A 16,774-nucleotide genomic window follows, 5' to 3' on the forward strand; every position below is an offset into this window, starting at 1 on the left:
CTGGCTAACTGTTTATTTTCGACTAAACAGTGCCATTGATTCCAGATGACCCGTTTGTGGAAACATATCCAACATTTTTAAACCAGTTAACTGATATCCAGAATCTAATAATATCTTACTATCTCTGGCTAACGTGGTCGGATTACAGGAGACATACACGATTTTTTCTGCGGATAACTTCACAATATGTGACATTACCTCCAAAGCTCCTGCTCTTGCTGGATCTAACAACACTTTATTAAATCCTTCTTTCGACCACGACATCGCAGAAAAATCAGCCGATAAATCTGCATGCCAAAAATGCACATTACCTAATTGGTTTAGTTTTGCATTCTGTTTCGCCATTTCAACCAGAGCGGGCACACCTTCTACACCCACTACGCCATTAACTCGTTTCGCGATAGGTAAGGTAAAATTCCCCATACCACAAAACAGATCTAATACGCGATCTTCTGGCGATAAATCAAGCCACTCAATGGCTTGAGCAACCATCTTAGGATTTATTTCATCATTCACTTGAATAAAATCAGTGGGTGCAAAACGTAAATTAAGACCTTCTATTTGATAGAAGGGTTCCTTCTCAATTGAAGTTAATCGTGCTATCTCGCTATTATCACCTGCAAGATACATCGTAACTTGATGTGTTTGAGAGAAATCACGCAAACTTTGTTTATCATGCTCAGGCAATGGTGATAAATGACGTAAAATGACCAATGGCCCATTATCAGCGAGTACCATTTCAACATGCCCTAAATCACGTACTGATATTAATTTTTTTAGGCATGCCCAAAGAGGCGTTAATAAATCATTTAGCTGTGGTTTTAACACTGGACATTTTTTTATCATGACCAAGTCATTAGAGCGCTCTTGGCGAAAGCCCATTATCAAACCTTTTTCAGGTTGATAGCGTAATCCCAATCTTGCTCTACGACGATAACCATATTCAGCGCCTGCAATCACAGGCTCGGCTGAAATCACCACACCAGTTTCACGTTTAATAAGATGTGATAACACACTCGCCTTTGTTGTTCGTTGTAATGTAATCGGTACATGCTGCTGTTGACAGCCACCACAACGTTCATAATATTCACAATGAGGTGCTATACGCTGTTCACTGGTTGTTAAACGCTTAATAACTTCGCCTTTAGCAAATTGGCGTTTTTCTTCTGTTAAACGAATTCGAGCAGTTTCTTGTGGGAGTAATCCTTTTACAAAAATTGTTTTGCCCTCAGCATGAGCAATACCTTGACCATTTGCATCCAATGCACTGGCGGTCACTTCCAACGTTGTTGCCTGTTTTTTCACAGGGCGTTTTTTAGGGGAATAAAACTGCACCATAGTATTAAATTAAGTTTCAATGACGGATTAACAGTGAAATGACATCGTTTTAGAATACGCTGTATGTTTTTCAGCGTTACATGAATGACTATGCATTTCAGAAGAAAACATGGGAAGAGTATAACATCGAACAAGTTATTTACTTAACTGATATAAGCAATATTTTTATTAATTTTAGAAAAGTTTTAATGATAACAACCTAAGACACTCGCTTTATGGATTTTATATTGTTCTATAACTAACAAATATTATATATAACTTTTATATTGAATATATTTACAATTAATAACATCTATTTTCTGTTATTTTAATAAATCTTTATTATCACTAAGAAAAGTCTAAAAATTATAATCAATCAATTAGATAGCGTTTCGCTTAATGATTACAAATCAATCACAAACCATTAATTTTCTATATTCTTCATAAGCATAATGATCGGTCATTCCACTGATATAATCTTGAATTAATCTTGTACGATAATAAAACTCTAAGATTTTACCTTTTTCAGTATTTATATCATTTAGCTTTTCTAACATTTCGTTATAAGCCAGTTTATGTTTAACAGAAAGTTTATGATATAAACGAGTCTCAATTACATATTTAGGATGTTCGTTATATTTATGCAATCTTAAAAAATCTTCAGTTGATAATAAAAGCAAGGGTTTATAGATATCGAGTAATCCACTGATCACACGATATCCTTTCATTTCAAGCTCTTCAACTTCAGGATGGCTAAACACCCATTTTTTAGCGACACTTTTTAATGTTGTTAATAAACGATGCTCTGCACTATTCCCTTCCAATAAGGCATGGTTAAAACTTCCTTCATAGACTTGAGGAAGATTTTTTATAAATCGATGTGCCGTGTAAGGGACTAACTTTCCTGTAATATAAACCCTCAAATACATAAAAAACTGATCTTGCATACTACGTTTGGCTTCATTTTGATCAACTTTTTTATAAGCCCGATTAACGGTTATATCGAATAAATCACCTTCAGTCACATCACCATTTTCACGCCAAGCATCTCGTAAAAGGTGAACAAGGCGGTTGATATCAAAAATCCCCTTTTCTACTGCATCATCTAAATCAGCAATGCAATACGAGATATCATCGGCAGCTTCCATAATATAAGTAAGTGGAAAGCGACAAAACTCACCCATATTTAATTTTTCTTGAACCTCTTTTACGAATGCTAATTCAGACCAGTAATACCCTGGTTTCTTCATTAAATAGCTATATTCTTTGAGGACTTCCCCTTGCCAATAAGCAGGGCGAGTGTATTTCAATACACAGCCAATTTGTGCATAAGTTAAATTCAATTTAAGCAAATGATGCGCCATTCGAATAGCTTGAGCATTGCCTTCAAATTGGCATAAATCTTGGCGCAAGGTTTGTCTCAATTCATTTAATTGCACTTTAGCCGAGTACTGCATAGGAATAAACAGGCAACAATCAAACTCAGCACTGGCCTCTGGCGATAATACCTTTTCAAACCAATGCTTAATTGCAGCTTCACCAAAATGACCAAAAGGTGGATTACCAATATCGTGCATTAAACACGCCATCTCAATTAAACTTTCAAGACTGTCTATGCGATCAATTAATCCATAAGTTTCAAGCTTATTTTGCTTTTTTAATTCACCGATAATTTGTTTAGCGATATAACGACCAATTTGCTGAACTTCAAGAGAGTGAGTAAGACGGCTACGAACTGCGGAATTTTGTTCTAAAGGGAAGACTTGCGTTTTTTGTTGTAAACGACGAATAGCAGCAGAGTTAATAATACGCCCACGATCACTTTCAAATTGACGAGAAACCTGTATTTCATCGTTAATATCGATATCACTGCTGTTATATTTGCGTTGATAATTTAACTTCAGCTTAAAATCGATCATTTCTGTCCTCTTTCTGGTTTCGATGAAACGAATTCTCTATTCTTTGTGTTATATCGTGTTTTTCCGATAGATGTTAAACTCTATTTAAATTTCTATTTATTATTAACCTACAAGTGAGTATGACACAATGAGAGTTGGCGTAATAGGTGCAATGGAGCAAGAAGTCACACTTCTGCGTGAGAAAATTGAAGATTGCCAAATCTTATCGCGTGGTGGTTGTGAAATTTATACAGGCACAATCAACGGTGTTAATGTTGCATTATTAAAATCAGGTATTGGTAAAGTTGCGGCTGCAATTGGCACAACATTATTACTTGAGCATTTTCGTCCTGATGTCATTATCAATACTGGCTCTGCGGGTGGCTTAGACTCAAGATTAAATGTCGGTGATATCGTTGTTTCAACAGAAGTTCGCTATCACGATGCCGATGTTACTGCATTTGGTTACGAACCTGGCCAAATGGCACAATGCCCTCCTGCTTTTATTGCAGATCCTAAACTTATTAACATCGCTGAAGAGTGTATTGAATCGCTAAAATTAAATGCCGTGCGTGGTTTAATTTGTAGTGGTGATGCATTTATTAATGGTGCAGAACCTTTAGCCCGTATTCGTCGTACATTCCCAGACGTTGTTGCCGTAGAAATGGAATCAACTGCGATTGGCCATGTTTGCCATCAATTCGACACACCATTTGTTGTCGTTCGTGCTATTTCTGATGTGGCCGATAAAGAATCGCATTTAAGTTTTGATGAGTTTTTATCTGTTGCAGCAGAACAATCAAGCTTAATGGTGACAGCGATGTTGGAGAAATTAAAAGACTAATTAAGTCGAAATGATCCTAATATCCCTTTATCAATACCCCACCTTTATTTTTTGCTTATTCTAAGATAAAAAATAGGTGGGTATTTTTGCTATTGGAAAAGTAATGCGTTTATTTATCAATCTTGGATTATTGTTCTGTTCATTATTTTGGCTCAATTTTTCTATTGCTCTCACGCCGGCTGATCGTGTTATTACACTATCGCCGTCAGCCACTGAAATGGCTTATGCCGCAGGTATGGGGAATAATATTGTTGGAGTTAGTGCTTATTCTGATTATCCAGAAGATGCCAAAAATATTGAACAAGTCGCTAATTGGCAGGGGGTTAATATCGAGCGCATTCTATTATTAAAACCCGATTTAGTTATTGCATGGCAAGGCGGTAATCCACAACGCCCATTAGATCAGTTAAAAGCTTTGGGTATTCCTATTATTTATTCTGATCCACAAAGTATCGAAGAGATAGCAGACGATCTCGTTACCCTTTCCAATTATAGCCATCATCCTGATATTGCAATAAAAAACGTCCAACAATTGCTCCAGCAATACCAAGCGTTGCAGCAACAATATGCATCAAATAAATCAAATCAACCCAAGAAAAAAGTATTTATTCAATTTGGGATGCAACCGTTATTTACTACATCAAATAACACATTACAGAGTCATATTACTGAACTTTGTGGCGGTGAAAATATCTTCGCTAACAGCTCGGTAGCATGGCCTCAAGTAAGTCGTGAGCAAGTACTTACAAAGCAACCTGATTTGATCATATTCAGTGGTAAAGCAGATCAAGTACCTACAGTAAAAGCATTTTGGCAACCTCAACTTACTGTACCCGTTATTGCTATTGATGAAAGCAGTTTTAGCCGACCTGCACCGCGTATTATTAATGCGGTACAGCAAATTTGCGAGGCAATAGCAACGAACAATTAGCAATATAACTAATTACCCAATAGTCACTAATACACAGCCCTTTAAACAACCAATTTCATTCTCAAAGGACAAAAAATCCGCACCTAAAATTTAGCGCATCGCAGAAGATCCATTTGAGTAGAGACAAAGATATCACCCACAGACAAGAGTTGTGAGCGAGTAAGCAGTGCAACAAGGCAGACAGCGAACAGTAAGCGGAGCATACATTAGTATGTGAACATTACGAGCACGGCTATAACGCCGTGGCACTACTGCACTGCCACGACGCAAAAGAAGGATCAGATACTGAAAGAAGAACCGCAACCACACGTACTCTTAGCATTAGGATTCGTCACAATAAAACGCGACCCTTCCAACCCCTCTGTATAATCCACACAGCCACCGACTAAATACTGCAAACTCATCGGATCAACCACTAATGCAACGCCTTGTTTTTCTATGGTCATATCACCTTCATTCATTGCATCATCAAAGGTAAAACCATACTGGAATCCGCTACAACCGCCACCTGTGATATAAACGCGTAAACGCAGATTTGGATTTTCTTCATCCGCAATCAAATCTTTTACTTTATTTGCAGCCGCGTCAGTAAATTGTAACGGCAGAGCCATATCATCACTCATTGTTCACTCCAGACTGGGTATTCCAGCAAAAAAACAGCCAGCAAAAATTTATATTTCTTGCTGATATAATATGGTGATTATCTAATACCTGCTCATAACCTTCAAGTTTGTTGTGGACAAAATACACTTTTTGCTACCTATCACTTTTTACGATAAACCACTTACTTACAATAACAGTGATAAATCAAAATGTTGTTGTCGTGTATTTGGCTTCATCTGCGTGGTGCTTTAGAATACGCCTTAATCTTACGCTCACCCATCATTAGGAGTCTGACATGAGCAAGTCTGAAACGCTTTATAATCTCGCACAACAAGTGATCCCCGGCGGTGTCAACTCACCTGTTAGAGCATTTAACGGTGTAGGTGGAACCCCTCTTTTTATTGAACGTGCTAATGGTGCGTATATTTATGATGCTGATGGACGTGCTTATCTTGACTATGTCGGCTCATGGGGACCTATGGTTTTAGGCCACAACCACCCTTCCATTCGTCATGCAGTCACTGACGCGGTACAAAAAGGCCTCAGTTTTGGCGCACCAACGGCGGCTGAAGTTGAAATGGCAAACTTAGTCACTGAACTTGTACCTTCAATGGACATGGTTCGCATGGTGAACTCAGGTACAGAAGCAACAATGAGCGCGATCCGCCTTGCCCGTGGTTATACTGGTCGTGACAAAATCATTAAATTCGAAGGTTGCTACCACGGCCATGCCGATTGCCTATTAGTAAAAGCGGGCTCTGGTGCATTGACTATGGGGCAACCCAACTCACCAGGTGTACCGGCTGATTTTGTCAAACACACCTTAACCTGTACTTACAATGATTTAAATTCTGTACGCCAAGCATTTGAAAACTACCCTGAAGAAGTCGCTTGTATCATTGTTGAACCTGTTGCGGGTAATATGAACTGCGTACCACCAAAAGCAGACTTCCTGCCGGGCTTGCGTGCATTATGCGATGAATTTGGTGCACTACTGATTATTGATGAAGTTATGACAGGCTTTCGCGTGGCATTAGGGGGCGCACAAGCTTATTACGACGTTGATCCTGACTTAACATGCTTAGGTAAAATCATCGGTGGCGGTATGCCAGTGGGTGCATTTGGTGGACATATGGAAGTGATGTCTAAACTTGCGCCAATTGGCCCTGTTTATCAAGCAGGGACTTTATCAGGTAACCCAATTGCAATGGCTGCAGGTCTAGCATGTTTACATGAAGTATCACAACCAGGTGTTCATCAAACATTAGATGAACTAACAACAATGCTGGCGGATGGCTTACTTGAAAAAGCACAACAAGCGGGTATCCCAATGGTTATCAACCATGTTGGCGGTATGTTTGGTCTGTTCTTTACGGATGCAAAAGAAGTCACTTGCTATCAAGATGTGATGAACTGCGATGTTGAACGCTTTAAACAATTCTTCCATTTAATGCTAGAAAAACGCATCTACCTTGCACCTTCAGCATTTGAAGCCGGCTTTATGTCTATTGCTCATACCAAAGAGGATATTCAGCGCACTATTGATGCTGCGGAATATGCTTTTGCTCAAATGAAGGGTTAATACCCCATTATTTTTTTAATAAAAATAATATGTAAATAAACAAAAAAACGGCACCTTATGTGCCGTTTTTATTTTATCTAACCACCTGATCACTTACTCAGAAAACAGATCTTGTAACCATTTTGGTGCACCACTTTCATCGGTATCTTCCTGAAGGGGGGTGCATAATCCATCGGGGTTTGCTGTCCACACAGGTAGAGTACGAACACCACCGCCATAACACGCAAAGTTGCCCTGAGCATCAACAGACATTTCAGCAATATCTTCTGGCACAGATGGCGTTAATTTCAGCGGAGCCTGATTCTCTAAATAGTTACGATACAGCAACAACGCCCCTGTTGAACCTGTCAAGTTTGTTGGACCATTATTATCACGTCCCATCCATGCAATGGTGACTTCTTTACCATCAATTCCCGCAAACCAGCTATCACGTAAATCGTTAGTTGTACCTGTTTTACCTGCAAGGTTGTAATTACCATATTTTGGTTTTAATACACGCCATGCTGTCCCTGAATTAACCACTTGTTGCATACCAAACAACGTCATATAAGCAGCTTGAGGCGAAACCGTCGTTTCAGCTTGAGGATAACTTTGGTAAAGCACGGTACCATCTTGAGTTATAACCGAACGCAATGACGATATTTTGGCTCTGTTACCTAAACTACCAATCGTTTGGAATGTTTGAGCGACTTCCATTGGTGTTAAGTTTAACGCCCCAAGAAGCATCGCTGGGACTTTTTCCAGATTTTCCGCTGGTGCGCCCAAATTAATCCATGTTTTGATCACTTGGTCTAATCCCACCTCTAAACCAAGATTCACAGTAGGTATATTGCGCGATGTTGCTAACGCATCCACCAGCATTAACTTACCTTTATAACCACGATCGTAGTTACGCGGTTGCCAAGGCTTACCCCCGGGAATAGGCACAGAAATAGGTTCATCCGCAAGCCAGGTATTTAAGCGAAAACGTTCTGGTTCACTTAATGCCGTTAAGTAGGTAGCTGGTTTTGCTAAAGAACCAATTGAACGACGGGCTGATAATGCACGGTTAAAGCCCGCATATTGTGGTTGAGAGCCTCCCACTAAGGCTCTAACTTCACCACTTAAGCGATCCACAACAACCATCGCTCCTTCAAGATCGTCAATTTTACGAACTTTACGTATATCCGCGACACCCACTTCAACCGCTTTTTCAGCTGCATCTTGCGAAACTGGATCTAATGTAGTGAAAATTTTCGTACCTGATAAATCTTTTACTTTATCGCCTAAAATTGTTTGTAATTCTTGGCGAACCAATTGCATAAATGCAGGTTGAGGCGTTAACGCTTCACTGCGAGGCTTTACACCTAAAGGACGTGCACTTAATACGTTATAAAGTTCTTGATCGATTATCTCTTGGGTTTGCAGTAGTTTTAATACCACATTACGGCGCTCTAATGCTGCCTTTGGATTACGCCATGGATTATAAGCAGATGCACCTTTTACCATACCCACTAAAAGTGCTTGCTGATCAAGACTTAATTCATCAACGGGGCGACCAAAATAGTAGAGGCTAGCTAAAGGAAAACCTCGAATTTGTTCATCACCACTTTGCCCTAAAAAGACTTCATTAAGATACAGTTCTAGAATGCGATCTTTGCTATAACTCGCATCCATAATAATGGCCATATAGGCTTCATTTAGCTTTCTTTTTAACGTTCTTTCGTTAGTCAAAAACAGGTTTTTCACTAACTGTTGCGTTAAAGTACTACCACCTTGAACCGCTTTACCTGCAGTAAAGTTCGCTAATACTGCACGGCCAATAGAATAAAAACTAATACCGTCATGCTCATAGAAACGACGATCTTCTGTTGCAATTAATGTATCCACTAATAATTGTGGAAATTTATCTCTTGCCAAGAATAAACGTTGTTCACCATTGGCAGATTGCATCATAGTAATTAATTTAGGATCAAGACGGAAAAAACCAAACTGACGCTGATTTCCCATATTTGTGATGCTAACAAGAGAATTTTGCTCAAAGGTCAACTTAGCCAAAATTTGCTCTTCACGCCCATCAGGAAAATCAAAAGGTCGGCGCAACATCTCAATCGTGTTGCCTCTTACCACAAATTCGCCGGGACGTGTGATTTTGTTGACATTACGATATTGCATGCCTTCAAGTAAGCTCACCATCTCTTTTTGGCTATAATTCATGCCTGGCTCTAAGTTGACGGTGCGTCCGTAAACAGCAGCAGGCAATTCCCAAACATTGCCATCAAGGCGCTCTTTGATTTGAGAATGTAAATAAACACCATAAATGCCCATTAAAACCGCAACGACAACCGCAATTTTAACAAATAACCAAAACCAAAAACGACCTCTTTTGGCTTGCTTTGCTGGTCTTTTCTTTCTACTCATGAACTGTATCTCTCATTAAAACCCCTTTATCACGGGATAAAGAAGCCTAACATTGTCGCTATTTTTCTGTGTGATCACACAAGAAAGCTCTCAAATATAAATAACACTAGGGTAAAACTTACATTTATTTATTGGCTATATTTTTTTACTCGCCGTGTAGGTGCAGTATTCGCGGGTGAATCAGGCCACAAATGTTTTGGATAACGCCCTTTCATCTCTTTTTGCACCTCTTTATAACTTCCAACCCAAAACGTTGCTAAGTCTTGTGTTTTTTGAATAGGTCGATGAGCTGGTGATAATAACTCCATTACAACGGGTAATTGACCATTTGCTACAATAGGGCTTTGTTTCTCACCATAAACTTCTTGGATGCGGATCGCGATAACCGGTGGTAACTCTAAATCATATTGGATCGCCACTTTTGTACCTGTTGGCGCTAAATAATGCGTTGGAAATAAACTTTGTAGCAACTGATTTTCATGCCACGTTAATTGGTTTTTAATAATTGTATTAATATCAATTTGTTGTAATGCTTTTAATGTCTGAATTTCGCCCAATTCGGGCAATAACCATGTTTCTAAAGTTTCAAGTAATGCAGATCCATCTAAATCGGGTAATAAGGCTTCTGGGCACCATTTTTTCGCTAAAGAAAGCCGTATAAAAAACTGTTGAGTCTCTTCGCTAAGGGCTAATACATTTAAGCCGTTATCTCTCAACCAGTTCAATAATGCTTGTTGCATTTGTTGTTTATTAGGTTTGTCTAATTGACGCTGACTTAAGGTTAATCGCCCTAATTGACGTTGTTGCCAAGTGATTAATGTACCGCGTTTTTCATCCCATTCAACCGTGGTATTCTCTTCAATAAGTTCAGAAAAAGTCGTTGATATCTCATCAATATCAATAGGCAGCGCTAATAAGATACGCACATCAGCATAATGTGTACTTTGAAGCAACAACGGCGCTAAAATCCAAGGTGCACCACTTATTGATTGAGTGTCGTCCATCATTGCACCCTGCCCATTAGCTAAACGAAAACGACCTTGATTATCACGATTTTTAGCAATTCTATCAGGAAACCCGACAGCTAATAATGAACCCAACAATTCCGGACAAAAAGTCCCTTTTCGATGTTGAGAAAGTTGCTTTTCACGCCGTGCCCAGAAAGTATTTTTTTGTTGAGTAATCCACTCTAGATTAATTTCTTGTCCTCGTGGTGGCTCTTCAAGGATTGCACATAAGCGAGAAGCCGTAGCAAGATGATTGTCACTTTGTTCGCTAGCATAATCTAATATTGCCGCGAGTCGAGGATCTATTCCCCATTGCGCCATACGCAAGCCACGCGGTGTTAACCCATCTTGTTTATCAATAGCGCCTAAACGATATAATAAATCTTTAGCTGCATTCAATGCTTGTGGCGAGGGTGTATCTAGCCAATTCAACTGATTAATATCGCGACATCCCCATTGCAATACGGAAAGCCATAATGAGGATAAATCGCTACTTAAAATTTCTGGTACTTGATGAGAGGCAATTCTTTGTGATTGTTCTTGGCTCATTAAATGCCAGCAAATTCCAGCCTCAAGGCGACCCGCACGTCCTGCCCTTTGAATTTGTGATGATTGGCTAATTCGCTGGCGTAACAAGCTGGTGACACCGCTTTTTAAATCAAACTGAGCGCGTTTCTCAATCGCACTATCCAATACAAGGCGGATGCCTTCAATTGTTAAGCTGGTTTCTGCGATATTGGTCGCAAGTACCACTTTTCGATAGCCTATTTCTGTAGGTTCAATCGCTTTTTGTTGCTCCGCTAATGACAACGCCCCATACAGTGGAAACAACAACACATGTTTATCCACTTTATCTTTTAGTATTTCAGTAACGCGCATAATCTCTGCACTACCTGGCAAGAATATCAACATGGAGCCCGCTTCTTGCGCCAGTAATCGCAAAGCCATGGTGGCAATTTCTTGCTCAAAAGGTTGATGCGTATTAATAGGAGAATATACTCTTTCGACCGGGTAACTGCGCCCTTGAGCGCTGATCATGGGCGCCTCAGGTAATAATGCCGTGAGTTTTTGATTGTCTAAGGTTGCTGACATAATCAAAACACGCAAATCATCGCGTAATCCCATTTGGACATCGAGTAATAGAGCCAGAGCTAAATCAGCCTGTAAACTGCGTTCATGAAATTCATCTAACATCACAAGGCTTACACCAGTCAGTTCTGGATCTTGCTGTAACATGCGGTTTAATACACCTTCTGTTACCACTTCAAGTCGAGTGTGCTGACTCACTTTGCTTTCTGCTTTCATACGATAACCTATCGTATGACCCACTTCTTCATTAAGCTGACTTGCTAAACGATACGCAATGCTTTTAGTGGCTATTCGTCTTGGCTCTAATAAAATAATTTTGCCGTCGAAAAGGTTTTGCTGAAGTAAATAGAGGGGAAGCGCTGTTGATTTACCTGCACCTGTTGGCGCATGAAGTAAGACTTGTGGGGATTGTTTTAACGCAGTAACGATATTTTCCGTTACTTCAAAAATTGGCAATAAATGCACACAGGCTCCATGACTCATTAACTTTCTCGGCTTGGCATTGTAGCATTAGCGCTTTATTAAAGATCGTATTTTCATCGGAGTTGTCATGAAATTTGAGCAACCACTACAATCTGCCACTTTACTAAAACGGTATAAGCGTTTTTTAGCAGACGTTGTTACCCCTGATGGGGAAGAATTCACGCTTCATTGCGCCAACACTGGGGCAATGACAGGATGTGCGACTCCCGGTGATACTGTTTGGTATTCCACCTCTTCAAATGCAAAAAGAAAATATCCCCACAGTTGGGAACTTACACAAACTCAAACTGATGATTGGATTTGTGTAAATACATTAAGAGCGAACGATATTGTTGCGGATGCCATTGAAGCGGGTGATATTCCAGAATTATCTGAATATAAAGAGATAAAACGAGAAGTCAAATACGGGAATGAGAATAGCCGTATTGACATTTTACTTAAATCAAATCATAAAGTTGACTGCTATATTGAAGTGAAATCAGTCACATTGTTAGATAACGGGATGGGTTATTTTCCTGATGCCAAAACACAACGTGGTCAGAAACATCTTCGAGAGTTGACGGCTATCGCAAAATTGGGTTTAAGGGCTGTCTTATTCTACGCAGTTCCCCATACTGGCATTACGGAAGTGACTGTTGCTAAAGAGATTGACCCTGACTATGCTTCATTGCTAAAAGAAGCACATGACGCAGGGGTTGAAATCTTGTGTTATCGCATCAATATTAGTGAATACAATTTAACAATTGGACAGCAATTACCTTTTATTTCAAATGGTTAATTGATTTTCATGGTTTTAGTTAAGCATTTTTTAACTAAAAAGGGACATTTACTTGCGTGCCTTCACACCATGAGAAAACTTATTAAAGGAATAATTGCTATCCTCGCGGGCATCTGCTATTTATAGCGCCCTATTTTTTCCCCTTCCTGTTTTGAAGGTGGGGATTATTCAGAAATGCGTATGTAGGAGAAGCATTATGCAAGAAGGGCAAAAGCGTAAAACATCGTCCATGAGCATTCTCGCTATTGCTGGCGTTGAGCCATATCAGGAAAAAGCGGGCGAAGAGTACATGAACGAAGCCCAATTAGCGCATTTTAAGCTAATACTTGAATCTTGGCGCAATCAGCTCAGGGATGAAGTCAACCGCACCGTTACTCATATGCAAGATGAGGCGGCAAACTTCCCCGATCCCGTTGACCGTGCTGCACAAGAAGAAGAATTCAGCCTTGAGCTGCGTAACCGTGATCGTGAACGTAAACTCATTAAGAAAATCGAGAAAACACTGAAAAAAGTTGAAGATGATGACTTCGGCTTCTGTGAATCTTGTGGCGTTGAAATCGGCATCCGCCGTTTAGAGGCTCGCCCTACCGCCGATTTATGTATCGACTGTAAAACATTAGCTGAAATCCGTGAAAAGCAGATGGCTGGCTAATTGATGGGCCAACGCCTCAACCTAATACGTTGAGGCGTTTATCTGAATCTTTCGATGCACGAGATTACAGACTATATTGGGCGCTTTGCGCCATCGCCAACGGGTCAACTTCATTTTGGCTCATTGGTTACTGCACTTGGTAGTTACCTTCAAGCTCGCGCACACCACGGGCGTTGGCTTCTTCGCATCGATGATATCGATCCTTCTAGAGAACCTCCTGGCACGGCATCCTTAATTATTCGCACATTAGAGCGTTATGGATTGTTTTGGGATGGTAATATTCTTTATCAATCACAACGCCATGATGCTTATCATGAAGTACTGTCCGCACTTTGGCGAGAAGGCGTCTGCTATCACTGCCGATGTAGCCGTCATCGTTTACATGATTTGGGTGGTGTGTATGATAATCACTGTCGTCACTACGCACCGTTAGCAAATAGCGAGACACCTTTTGATAAAAACAGTGCATGGCGGCTGATCCAGCAGCACCCTGTTTATCATTTTGAAGACACTATTCAAGGTACGTATTATTCTAAAAGTACATCTATCGTACTAGAAGATATGATTATTCACAGAAAAAATAACTTATTTGCGTATAATCTAGTAACGGTGATTGATGACAGTTATCAAGGTGTGACCGAAGTGGTAAGAGGCGCTGATTTACTTGATCCCACATTGCGACAAATCAGTTTACATAAACAACTGAAGTTACCTATTCCGCGTTATGCACATTTGCCTTTAGCAATAAATCATGACGGTAATAAATTATCGAAGCAAAATCATGCACATGCATTGCCGGATTCTGATCCAAGACCCGTCATTATCGATGCTTTACAATTTCTTAATCAGCCGATTATCGCTGGCTGGCAGGATTATTCGTTAGCATCATTATTAGAGATTGCGATTGCGCAGTGGTCACCTTCTGAGATTTTAAAACAAAATCATCAGCAACAAGGATACGAATAAACCACACAAAGCATTCTCAAAAAATGTTCAGTAGGCTATGATTAGCCGCTTAATTTTTTTAATTATTAGAATTTATTATTCGAGGTGTCACATTTTTAATCGAGTAGCACATTTCTGCCGTAATCTGCTAGGGCGACAAACAACGTCATCAGACACACAACCGGTAGCAAGTGAAAGGCCAGTCACAACTGCATCTGACCGACCAATACAAGAAACACAGAAACCTGTGCGTCGGCGTCCTGCTATATCCGCAGACCGTCCCCGTAAGAAAAAGAGTAATAAAGAAAAGGCGAACGGGAGTGATTTGCCAATGACAGTGATCCCAAGAGATCAACACCCAATTTCACGTAAAGACATCAGTGACAATGCATTAAAAGTGCTTTATCGCCTAAATAACTCTGGTTTTCAGGCTTATTTAGTCGGTGGTGGTGTCCGTGACTTATTACTGGGAAAAAAACCAAAAGATTTTGATATCGCCACAAATGCAACCCCTGAAGATGTACGTCGATTATTCCGCAACAGTCGTTTAGTCGGTCGTCGTTTTCGTCTTGCACATATCATGTTTGGCCCTGAAGTGATTGAAGTTGCTACTTTCCGAGGTTCTCATGAAGATCATGAAATTTCAGATAACAACCAATCACAGCAAGCACAAAGCGGTATGTTACTTCGCGACAATATTTTTGGCTCCATTGAAGAAGATGCCATCCGTCGTGACTTTACATTAAACAGCCTCTATTACGGTGTTGATGATTTTGCTGTGCGTGATTACGTAGGTGGTTTAGCTGATCTTAAAGCGGGCATTATTCGTTTGATTGGCGATCCTGAAACACGTTATCGCGAAGATCCCGTTAGAATGTTAAGAGCCATTCGCTTTGCCAGTAAGCTTGATATGCAAATTGCGCCTGAAACCGCAGAGCCGATTAGCAGACTTGCGCCATTATTACGTAATATTCCATCAGCTCGTCTCTTTGAAGAGTCACTGAAATTATTACAAACAGGGCAAGGCTATAAAACATACAAACTCATGTGTCGCCATCAGTTGCTTGAACCACTGTTCCCGCTAGTAGCATCAAAAATGACAGAGCAACATGATACACCGATGGAGAGAATACTGGATCAAGTTCTCAAAAATACAGACTATCGTATTAATAAAGATATGCGTGTTAATCCGGCATTCTTATTTGCAACAATGTTGTGGTATCCATTAATCGAACATGCAGAGAAATTAGTCCAAGAAAGTGGTCTTTCTTACTATGATTCTTTCGCTATGGCGATGAATGATATTTTAGATGAACAATGCCGTACGATTGCCATTCCAAAACGTATTACAACCATGATGCGTGATATCTGGCAATTACAGCAACGTTTACCTAAACGCCAAGGTCGTCGTGCAAATAAACTACTTGAGCACCCTAAATTCCGTGCAGCATTCGACTTACTGGAATTACGTGCCAACGTACAACGTAATCCGGAACTTGAAGCGTTAGCTAGTTGGTGGGCTGATTTCCAAGCCTCTAACAATACACAACAACGCTCAATGGTCTCGGAATTAGGTCAAGCACCGGTTCGTAGACGCCCTCGCCCACGTAAGCGTCCTCGCCATCCAAGTGCAAAACCAGCATCAAGACAAGAGAACAATAATGAGTAAACAGACAAAACGTGTTTATATCATTTTAGGTAGCAATTTGAATTCACCTGAAGAACAGGTAAATTCAGCAATTAAAGCAATCAGTGAAATCCCACAAACCACACTGATTGCTCAATCTTCCTGGTATCGTACTCGCCCAATGGGGCCACAAGATCAACCAGACTTTCTTAATGTTGCCGTTGCCATTGATACAGCTTTAACGCCAGAAGTCTTACTTGATAACACTCAAGCGATTGAATTGGCACAAGGTCGCGTCAGAAAAGAAGGTAACCGTTGGGGCCCTAGAACGCTTGATCTCGATATCATGTTATTTGGTGATGAGGTGATCCAAACTGAGCGTTTAACGGTGCCTCATTACGGACTAAAAGTCCGTGAATTTATGCTCTATCCATTAGCCGAATTAGCACCAGATCTTCGCTTTCCTGATGGTGAATTATTAGCAGATAGATTAGCGTTAGTGCCTGAAAATGGCATGGAAAAGTGGTGATCCCACGCAAATCCTCAACTAAAGCTAAAGGTTGATACTGTAAAAAATAAACATGGTATCAACCTCTATCTCACTGCTACACATTCACT

Annotated in this window: 12 protein-coding genes and 1 pseudogene; 8 read left to right on the forward strand and 5 right to left on the reverse strand. The window is 40.1% G+C overall.

Annotated elements, in window-relative coordinates; translation table 11 throughout:
• Positions 1 to 12 precede the first annotated feature (12 nt).
• Entirely contained in the window at positions 13 to 1,338 is a 1,326-nt protein-coding gene (rlmD, locus tag JEP40_RS00570) for a 23S rRNA (uracil(1939)-C(5))-methyltransferase RlmD (RefSeq protein WP_198621999.1), read from the reverse strand.
• A 389-nt stretch (positions 1,339 to 1,727) separates the two neighbouring features.
• Positions 1,728 to 3,236 (reverse strand): dGTPase, encoded by a 1,509-nt coding sequence (gene dgt / locus JEP40_RS00575; protein ID WP_198622000.1) that lies wholly within the window; start codon positions 3,234 to 3,236, stop codon positions 1,728 to 1,730.
• A gap of 127 nt (positions 3,237 to 3,363) precedes the next feature.
• On the opposite strand from dgt, the gene mtnN reads away from it, so the two are divergent.
• Positions 3,364 to 4,059 carry a 5'-methylthioadenosine/S-adenosylhomocysteine nucleosidase gene (gene mtnN / locus JEP40_RS00580; protein ID WP_198622001.1) on the forward strand — a complete coding sequence of 232 codons (696 nt, stop codon included), beginning with the start codon at positions 3,364 to 3,366 and terminating at the stop codon, positions 4,057 to 4,059.
• Between the two features lie 103 nt (positions 4,060 to 4,162).
• Positions 4,163 to 4,990, forward strand: coding sequence for a vitamin B12 ABC transporter substrate-binding protein BtuF (gene btuF, locus JEP40_RS00585; RefSeq protein WP_198622002.1), 828 nt, complete (start codon positions 4,163 to 4,165; stop codon positions 4,988 to 4,990).
• Between the two features lie 278 nt (positions 4,991 to 5,268).
• Here the strand turns inward: btuF and erpA are convergent, their stop codons facing one another.
• Complete coding sequence (gene erpA, locus JEP40_RS00590) at positions 5,269 to 5,613, reverse strand: iron-sulfur cluster insertion protein ErpA (protein ID WP_006534944.1); 345 nt, start codon at positions 5,611 to 5,613, stop codon at positions 5,269 to 5,271.
• 275 nt (positions 5,614 to 5,888) lie between these two features.
• Between erpA and hemL the strand changes: the two genes are divergently transcribed.
• On the forward strand, positions 5,889 to 7,175 hold the full coding sequence (gene hemL / locus JEP40_RS00595) for a glutamate-1-semialdehyde 2,1-aminomutase (RefSeq protein ID WP_198622003.1): 1,287 nt from the start codon (positions 5,889 to 5,891) through the stop codon (positions 7,173 to 7,175).
• A 93-nt stretch (positions 7,176 to 7,268) separates the two neighbouring features.
• Here the strand turns inward: hemL and mrcB are convergent.
• Both mrcB and hrpB read right to left on the reverse strand, forming a co-directional pair.
• A pseudogene (gene mrcB / locus JEP40_RS00600) lies at positions 7,269 to 9,587 on the reverse strand (bifunctional glycosyl transferase/transpeptidase); the annotation flags it as partial.
• A 116-nt stretch (positions 9,588 to 9,703) separates the two neighbouring features.
• Entirely contained in the window at positions 9,704 to 12,136 is a 2,433-nt protein-coding gene (gene hrpB / locus JEP40_RS00605) for an ATP-dependent helicase HrpB (protein WP_198622138.1), read from the reverse strand.
• Positions 12,137 to 12,221: 85 nt separating this feature from the next.
• Between hrpB and sfsA the strand changes: the two genes are divergently transcribed.
• The 5 genes from sfsA to folK all read left to right on the forward strand — a co-directional run bounded on the left by sfsA (position 12,222) and on the right by folK (position 16,685).
• Complete coding sequence (gene sfsA / locus JEP40_RS00610; RefSeq protein WP_198622005.1) at positions 12,222 to 12,932, forward strand: DNA/RNA nuclease SfsA; 711 nt, start codon at positions 12,222 to 12,224, stop codon at positions 12,930 to 12,932.
• Between the two features lie 196 nt (positions 12,933 to 13,128).
• On the forward strand, positions 13,129 to 13,584 hold the full coding sequence (gene dksA, locus JEP40_RS00615) for an RNA polymerase-binding protein DksA (protein WP_023580786.1): 456 nt from the start codon (positions 13,129 to 13,131) through the stop codon (positions 13,582 to 13,584).
• A gap of 54 nt (positions 13,585 to 13,638) precedes the next feature.
• A complete protein-coding gene (gene gluQRS, locus JEP40_RS00620) occupies positions 13,639 to 14,550 on the forward strand; it encodes a tRNA glutamyl-Q(34) synthetase GluQRS (RefSeq protein WP_198622006.1) in 912 nt (303 codons plus the stop codon).
• Positions 14,551 to 14,860: 310 nt separating this feature from the next.
• On the forward strand, positions 14,861 to 16,198 hold the full coding sequence (gene pcnB, locus JEP40_RS00625) for a polynucleotide adenylyltransferase PcnB (protein ID WP_232799117.1): 1,338 nt from the start codon (positions 14,861 to 14,863) through the stop codon (positions 16,196 to 16,198).
• Positions 16,191 to 16,685, forward strand: coding sequence for a 2-amino-4-hydroxy-6-hydroxymethyldihydropteridine diphosphokinase (folK, locus tag JEP40_RS00630; protein WP_198622008.1), 495 nt, complete (start codon positions 16,191 to 16,193; stop codon positions 16,683 to 16,685). The genes pcnB and folK overlap by 8 nt, the downstream gene beginning before the upstream one ends.
• The last annotated feature ends 89 nt before the right edge of the window (positions 16,686 to 16,774 follow it).

Origin of the sequence: Proteus vulgaris, assembly GCF_016239305.1 — a bacterium.
Taxonomy (GTDB): domain Bacteria; phylum Pseudomonadota; class Gammaproteobacteria; order Enterobacterales; family Enterobacteriaceae; genus Proteus; species Proteus vulgaris_C.

What these genes read in the sequence shown, in the direction of transcription:
- mtnN (WP_198622001.1), top strand. Translation starts at nt 3,364, where the DNA reads ATGAGAGTTGGCGTAATAGGTGCAATGGAGCAAGAAGTCACACTTCTG.
- hemL (WP_198622003.1), top strand. Translation starts at nt 5,889, where the DNA reads ATGAGCAAGTCTGAAACGCTTTATAATCTCGCACAACAAGTGATCCCC.
- dgt (WP_198622000.1), bottom strand. Translation starts at nt 3,236, where the DNA reads ATGATCGATTTTAAGCTGAAGTTAAATTATCAACGCAAATATAACAGC.
- dksA (WP_023580786.1), top strand. Translation starts at nt 13,129, where the DNA reads ATGCAAGAAGGGCAAAAGCGTAAAACATCGTCCATGAGCATTCTCGCT.
- pcnB (WP_232799117.1), top strand. Translation starts at nt 14,861, where the DNA reads ATGACAGTGATCCCAAGAGATCAACACCCAATTTCACGTAAAGACATC.
- gluQRS (WP_198622006.1), top strand. Translation starts at nt 13,639, where the DNA reads ATGCACGAGATTACAGACTATATTGGGCGCTTTGCGCCATCGCCAACG.
- erpA (WP_006534944.1), bottom strand. Translation starts at nt 5,613, where the DNA reads ATGAGTGATGATATGGCTCTGCCGTTACAATTTACTGACGCGGCTGCA.
- btuF (WP_198622002.1), top strand. Translation starts at nt 4,163, where the DNA reads ATGCGTTTATTTATCAATCTTGGATTATTGTTCTGTTCATTATTTTGG.
- sfsA (WP_198622005.1), top strand. Translation starts at nt 12,222, where the DNA reads ATGAAATTTGAGCAACCACTACAATCTGCCACTTTACTAAAACGGTAT.
- rlmD (WP_198621999.1), bottom strand. Translation starts at nt 1,338, where the DNA reads ATGGTGCAGTTTTATTCCCCTAAAAAACGCCCTGTGAAAAAACAGGCA.
- folK (WP_198622008.1), top strand. Translation starts at nt 16,191, where the DNA reads ATGAGTAAACAGACAAAACGTGTTTATATCATTTTAGGTAGCAATTTG.